Source organism: Blautia difficilis (assembly GCF_014297245.1).
In the GTDB taxonomy this organism is placed as follows: Bacteria; Bacillota; Clostridia; order Lachnospirales; family Lachnospiraceae; genus Blautia_A; species Blautia_A difficilis.
This window is the reverse complement of sequence record NZ_JACOQG010000001.1, coordinates 328,107-334,536: the sequence shown is the minus strand read 5'-3', so window position 1 is coordinate 334,536 and position 6,430 is coordinate 328,107. Positions and strand designations below refer to the sequence as shown.

The 6,430-nt window shown below is 44.6% G+C and carries 6 protein-coding genes; 2 read left to right on the top strand and 4 right to left on the bottom strand.

Translation table 11 applies throughout. The annotated features are described in order from the left end of the window. Both H8Z82_RS01475 and H8Z82_RS01470 read left to right on the top strand, forming a co-directional pair. Window positions 1-324: tyrosine-type recombinase/integrase (locus H8Z82_RS01475; protein ID WP_186994031.1), on the top strand; the 324-nt coding region annotated here is incomplete at its 5' end. Further along, the gene (locus tag H8Z82_RS01470) at window positions 321-1,496 is read left to right on the top strand and encodes an IS91 family transposase (protein ID WP_186994030.1); all 1,176 of its coding nucleotides are present in this window, start codon (window positions 321-323) and stop codon (window positions 1,494-1,496) included. The genes H8Z82_RS01475 and H8Z82_RS01470, both read left to right, overlap by 4 nt. A gap of 623 nt (window positions 1,497-2,119) precedes the next feature. Here the strand turns inward: H8Z82_RS01470 and atpC are convergent. The 4 genes from atpC to atpA are packed head-to-tail and all read right to left on the bottom strand — an operon-like array spanning window position 2,120 to window position 6,357. Next, window positions 2,120-2,521, bottom strand: a complete 402-nt coding sequence (gene atpC, locus H8Z82_RS01465) for an ATP synthase F1 subunit epsilon (protein ID WP_186994029.1) — start codon at window positions 2,519-2,521, stop codon at window positions 2,120-2,122. A gap of 15 nt (window positions 2,522-2,536) precedes the next feature. Continuing rightward, entirely contained in the window at window positions 2,537-3,931 is a 1,395-nt protein-coding gene (gene atpD / locus H8Z82_RS01460) for a F0F1 ATP synthase subunit beta (RefSeq protein WP_008704959.1), read from the bottom strand. A gap of 18 nt (window positions 3,932-3,949) precedes the next feature. Continuing rightward, window positions 3,950-4,807 carry an ATP synthase F1 subunit gamma gene (gene atpG, locus H8Z82_RS01455; RefSeq protein WP_186994028.1) on the bottom strand — a complete coding sequence of 286 codons (858 nt, stop codon included), beginning with the start codon at window positions 4,805-4,807 and terminating at the stop codon, window positions 3,950-3,952. A gap of 20 nt (window positions 4,808-4,827) precedes the next feature. Further along, window positions 4,828-6,357: a F0F1 ATP synthase subunit alpha gene (gene atpA, locus H8Z82_RS01450; RefSeq protein WP_008704965.1), complete on the bottom strand. Its 1,530-nt coding sequence runs from the start codon at window positions 6,355-6,357 to the stop codon at window positions 4,828-4,830. Window positions 6,358-6,430: the final 73 nt, after the last annotated feature.

The following is a 6,430-nucleotide window of genomic DNA, read 5'->3' as shown; positions in this document are numbered from 1 at the left end:
ACAGAGTATTGGTACAAATGTGGTCGCCCTAAAGATATCCTTTTCCCAAGTTCCTGGTCCGGTGGATATCTTGATATAGCCAGTGTTAACCAGTTCTTTAAGAAAAGTGCTAAACTCGCCGGCATTAACCGTCATGTTTCCTCTCATGCGTGCCGTCACAGTTTTGCCAGCCACTTATTCGAAAGTGGCACGGATATAAAATATATCCAGTCACTTCTGGGACATGTCGATCCTCGCTCTACAGATGTTTACCTTCATGTGAGCAACAAGACACTTCTTGGAATACGCAGCCCGTTCGACAACCCGGAAGGTGGTGAATCATGAGTAAGGATTGTACGATTCAGGATGTTTTTCATCGTTTTTATTCATCATTTGAATCCACACATGATATTTCTCCCACTCAGAGAAAAGCCGCTTACCACATCATGAATTGCAAAACCGGTGCCTTTGGTGTGAATGTAAGCGTATGCGAGGACTGCGGTTGCATATCAGTCCACTATAACTCCTGCCGTGACAGATGCGGTCCTATGTGTCAGGAGTTTCCAAAAGAAAAATGGGTGGATGCACGGCGTGAGGATATCTTAGATGCTCCTTATTTCCATGTGGTTTTTACAGTTCCGGAAGAACTTAATCCCATTATCTACAGCAACCAGAAATTCTTATACACTGCTCTTTATCATGCGGCTTCAGATACTCTCAGTGAACTTGCTGCTGATAGTAAGTATCTTGGGACTGATATCGGCTATATTTGTATCCTCCATACATGGGGAAGCACCATGAATTTTCATCCTCATATCCATGCGATTGTTCTTGGGGGAGGGCTGGATGTGAAAAATCATTGGAAAGACAATGGGAAAGATTTTTTCCTTCCGATTAAGGCGATCTCCAAAACGTTTCGTGGAAAATATATGGCTGAACTTAAGCAGCTCTGGGAAAATGACAGACTTGAATTTCATGGATCAGCTGCTCCTTACAAAAACTACTATACTTTCAAAGAATTGTTAAATACCTGCTATACAAAGGAATGGATTCCTTATTGTAAGAAACCATTTGATGGTGCCGAATCTGTTATCAGATATCTTGGAAAATACACCCACCGGATTGCTATCAGCAACTACCGTATCAAAGGCATGACAGAATCTACAGTTACCTTTTCTGCTAAAGATTACAAAAATCAAGGGCATTGGAAAGAGATCAGCATATCCGGCGAGGAATTTATCCGTCGATTTTTAATGCATGTTCCTCCAAAACGTTTTGTACGTATCAGGCACTATGGTCTTCTTTCATCCAGAAATAAGAAGAAAAAGATTACCCTATGCAGAAACATCCTTGGTTGCAAAAAATATATTTCCAAGCTGAAAGATATGGATGCACCTGCCATTATCCGTCTTCTTTATAATAAAGATATATGCAAGTGCTCTTCCTGTGGTGGTAAGATTATTCCTCTGCCTACAGAACAACATTTTATAAAACCAAAACCACATATGCTCTGTTAACGTATTATAACTGTATATTTTTTTAGCTTCCTTAGGGAGGCTTATTTCTGGTGTCATAATACAGGACTGAATTATAAATTCTATGTGTTTCTATGTGTACACGCTATCCTATTATAAATAGAGTGTCAGAATTAAAAGTCCATATAGAGTTGACGCGCTTTGTTCAACCAGAAAAAATCGAAATTGATGCAAACGAAAGGGCAGTTAATGAAAAGTCTCAATACTGCTTTTTCGTTTGCACCACCTTCGATTCTTTCCTTAACGATTTGTTACTCACATGATATCATATTTTTTCTTCAATTACATCCACCTAATTTTAATACACTGCCATTCGGCTTTATTCATCATTTTTTCCTTTTGGTTTCCCCGCAGGGGACTTACCTGATTCGCTTAAAGTGTATTTAAAAGAGCCAACCACCAGCATAGAAAAATAATTTATTTCATGTGCATTTGCAGAATATCTTAATGTCCGAAACCGCACATGAAATAAATTATTTTTCTATGCGTCCCTCCTTCAAATTTTTCCTACTATATCCCCCAAAATCATATATACAACAACCAAAAAGACCGACAGTCTCACCCTTCCCGGATTCCCTGTCAGTCTTTTAATAACTCTTATTTTCTCAGTTCTTCACACTCAAACGCACCAACGCCCTCTGCAGCTTAGCCTCCGCAACCTTATAATCATGATCAGTCAAACCACCTTTGGCGATCATCTCCTCAGCTCTTTTCTTAGCTTCCTGTGCGCGCTGCTCATCAATATCCTCTTTCCACTCCCAGGTAGTTGCAAGGACACGGCACTTTCCATTCATAACAGAAAGCATTCCGCCAATACAAGCTGCGGTCCGCCTGCTGCCATCTTCCATTACCACACTTGCTTCGCCCATTCCCAGGGCAGTACAGTAATTACAGTGTCTGGCAAGAATAGCCAGATCACCACTGACAGTTCTGCAGACCACACGCTCCACATTGCCTTCAAAGAGCAGTCCGTCCGGTGTTCCGATTCTCAACGGGAAAGTACTCATAGGACATTTCCCCCTTTACTGATTCTTGGCTTTTTCAAACACTTCATCGATGGTTCCCACAAACAGGAAATAACTCTCAGGAATGTCATCACACTCACCGTTCAGGATCATCCTGAATCCTCTCAGTGTCTCCTTCAGCGGAACATATTTGCCAGGCATACCTGTAAACTGTTCTGCTACAGAGAAACTCTGTGACAGGAATCTCTGAACCTTACGGGCACGGCTTACAGTACGTTTGTCTTCCTCTGACAACTCATCCATACCCATGATGGCAATAATGTCCTGAAGCTCTTTGTAACGCTGAAGAACTCTCTGTACTGATCTGGCAATCTCATAATGCTCTGTTCCTACGATTTCAGGAGAAAGGATACGACTTGTGGAATCCAGAGGATCAACGGCCGGATAAATACCCTGGCTGGAGATCTCACGGGAAAGTACAGTTGTTGCATCCAGATGTGAGAATGTAGTTGCAGGAGCCGGGTCAGTCAGGTCATCGGCAGGCACATATACAGCCTGTACAGATGTGATGGAACCCTTTCTTGTAGAAGTAATTCGTTCCTGCAGGTTACCCATTTCAGTTGCCAGTGTAGGCTGATAACCTACAGCTGAAGGCATACGTCCCAGAAGCGCAGACACCTCGGAACCTGCCTGTGTAAAACGGAAAATATTGTCAATAAAGAGGAGCACATCCTGGTTCTTCTCATCACGGAAGTATTCCGCCATGGTAAGTCCGGAAAGGCCAACTCTCATACGTGCTCCGGGCGGCTCATTCATCTGACCGTAAACCAGAGCAGTTTTATCAATAACTCCACTTTCTTTCATTTCATTATAAAGGTCATTTCCTTCACGCGTACGCTCTCCTACACCTGTAAATACGGAAAGTCCGCCGTGAGCAGTTGCTACGTTGTGGATCAGCTCCATAATCAGAACTGTTTTTCCTACACCAGCACCACCGAAAAGACCAATCTTACCACCCTTTGCATAAGGGCAGATCAGGTCAACGACCTTAATTCCTGTCTCCAGGATCTCTGTTGCAGGCATCTGTTCTTCATAAGAAGGAGCCTGACGATGGATAGACCAGCGTTCCTTTGCCTCTGGTGCCGGAAGATTATCTACCGGGTCACCCAGAAGGTTAAATACTCGTCCCAGGCATTCCTCACCTACAGGAACGGAAATTGGACCGCCTGTATCCAGAGCTTTGGCACCGCGCACCAGACCGTCAGTAGAATTCATGGCAATACATCTTACCACATCATCACCAACCTGCTGTGCAACCTCGGCAACCAGCTTTGCGCCATCATTATCAATCTCTATGGCATTGAGAAGAGGTGGCAGCTCATCGTGCGCAAAGCGGATGTCCAGAACCGGACCAATAACCTGCACTACCTCGCCAATGTGTTTTTCACTCATGTTTATAATCTCCTATTTCTAAAGACCTTCCGCACCTGCAACAATCTCCGTGATCTCCTGCGTGATGCTGGCCTGACGCGCTCTGTTATAATACAGGTTGAGCTGGTCGATCATCTCTTCCGCATTACTTGTAGCTGCGTCCATAGCCATACGTCTGGCTGCCAGTTCACTTGCAATACTTTCGCAGATACCACCATAAACCAGGCCTGCCAGATATTCCGGAACAATGGCATCAAATACTGTCTCTCCGTCCGGTTCATAGAGGATCAGATTCTTCGTCTCAATCTTACCGCCGCTTTCCTCTCTGATATCAGTCATAGGAAGCATGGAAAATACCTCCGGCTGCTGAGAAAGCATGGAATTAAAAACAGTATAGCATAATTCAATATGGCCAAAGGTTCCTTTTCGAAATTCCGTGCAGAGCATATTTGCCATCTCAAAACAGTCCGCCACAGAAATACTTCCCACTTCTGCAAACTGTTCTGTCAGGGCTTCAATCCCTCTCTGTCGGAAATATTCTACTGCTTTCTTTCCAACCGGCAGAACCATGTAGTCCTTACCCTCTGCCGAAGCCTCCAGACATTTGAAAAGATTGGTGTTATAACCACCTGCAAGTCCTCTGTCACCTGCAATCACTACATAGCAGGTTTTATTGTTGGAAGACTCTTTCGCATAAATGGATGAGAAATCTGTATTCTCCCTTGCAATCTCTTTCAATGTCTCATGAAGTTCTGTAAAGTACGGACGGCATACCTCTGCACGTTCCTTTGCCTTACGCAGTTTGGAGGATGCTACAAGCTCCATGGCCTTGGTAATCTGCATGGTACTCTGTACACTCTTGATACGCAGCTTTACCGCTTTCATATTCGAAGCCATACGATACCCTCCTAATCACTTTATTTCTCAGGTCTTGTATTCAGGAAGTTCTCTGTATACGCATCCAGTACGCTGCGAAGCTTCTGCTCTGTTTCCTGCTCCAGCTTACCTGTTGAGCGGATCTCCTGCATAACCTCTACGCCTGCTGCATCTGTATCCAGATAGGTATATAATCCTGATTCATATACATTTACGTCTTCAACTTTTACTGATTCAAGAACACCCTTTGTAACCGCATAAAGGATCGCAACCTGCTTCTCTACAGGAACCGGTGCATTCTGGTTCTGTTTCAGAACTTCCACAATACGTGCTCCCTGTTCCAGACGTGCCTTTGTATCAGCATCCAGATCAGAACCAAACTGTGCGAAGCTCTGCAGCTCACGGTACTGGGAATAAATCAGTTTCAGTGTTCCTGCTACCTTCTTCATTGCCTTAATCTGCGCATCACCACCAACTCGTGATACAGAGATACCCGGGTTTACAGCAGGCATGATTCCTGAATGGAATAACTCTGTCTCCAGGAAGATCTGTCCGTCTGTAATAGAAATAACGTTAGTAGGAATATAGGCAGATACGTCACCTGCCTGTGTCTCGATGATCGGCAGTGCTGTCATAGAGCCACCGCCATGTTCATCATCCAGCTTCGCTGCACGTTCCAGAAGTCTGGAATGCAGATAGAAAACATCACCCGGATATGCCTCACGTCCAGGTGGACGACGGATCAGCAGGGAAAGTGCACGGTATGCAACCGCATGCTTACTCAGATCATCATAAATGATCAGCACGTCTTTTCCCTTATTCATAAAGTACTCGCCCATTGCACAGCCGGAATACGGTGCGATATACTGCAGCGGGCTTGACTCAGATGCTGTAGCAGCTACGACGATGGTGTAATCCATCGCGCCATTTCTTGTCAGGTTCTCTACTAATGTAGCTACTGTGGAACGCTTCTGTCCGATGGCTACATAGATACAGATCACATCTTTTCCCTTCTGGTTAATGATGGTATCTGTAGCAATCGTTGTTTTACCGGTCTGACGGTCACCAATGATCAGTTCTCGCTGACCACGTCCGATAGGGATCATGGAGTCGATGGCTTTGATACCGGTCTGGAGAGGCTGATATACAGATCTTCTCTCACAGATTCCCGGTGCCTTACTCTCAATCGGCCGGAATTCTTTTGTATCAATCGGGCCTGCTCCGTCAATTGGCTGTCCCAGTGCATTTACAACACGTCCAACCATGGCGTCGCCTACCGGTACAGACACGACCTTGCCTGTACGCTTTACGGTCTGACCCTCACCAATGTTCTCATCTGAACCAAAGATTACGATGGAGACACTGTTCTCCTCCAGGTTCTGTGCCATACCGAAGCTTCCGTCCTCAAATTCCAGAAGCTCTCCTGACATACAGTTTACCAGTCCGCTAGCTCTGGCAATACCGTCACCAACCATAAGGATCGTACCTGTCTCGTTCTGTTGAATGGCATTTTCGTAATATTTTATCTGGCTTCGGATGACCTTGGAGATTTCCTCAGGTTTTAATTGCATGTTTCCATTCCATCCTTTTATATTCTTTTATTTTCGATTCCAGGACCAGCATACTAAAATCATTCGTGTCCGC

Coding starts and splice junctions, on each gene's coding strand:
- atpG (WP_186994028.1), bottom strand. CDS start 4,807: ATGGCTTCGAATATGAAAGCGGTAAAGCTGCGTATCAAGAGTGTACAG.
- atpD (WP_008704959.1), bottom strand. CDS start 3,931: ATGAGTGAAAAACACATTGGCGAGGTAGTGCAGGTTATTGGTCCGGTT.
- atpC (WP_186994029.1), bottom strand. CDS start 2,521: ATGAGTACTTTCCCGTTGAGAATCGGAACACCGGACGGACTGCTCTTT.
- H8Z82_RS01470 (WP_186994030.1), top strand. CDS start 321: ATGAGTAAGGATTGTACGATTCAGGATGTTTTTCATCGTTTTTATTCA.
- atpA (WP_008704965.1), bottom strand. CDS start 6,357: ATGCAATTAAAACCTGAGGAAATCTCCAAGGTCATCCGAAGCCAGATA.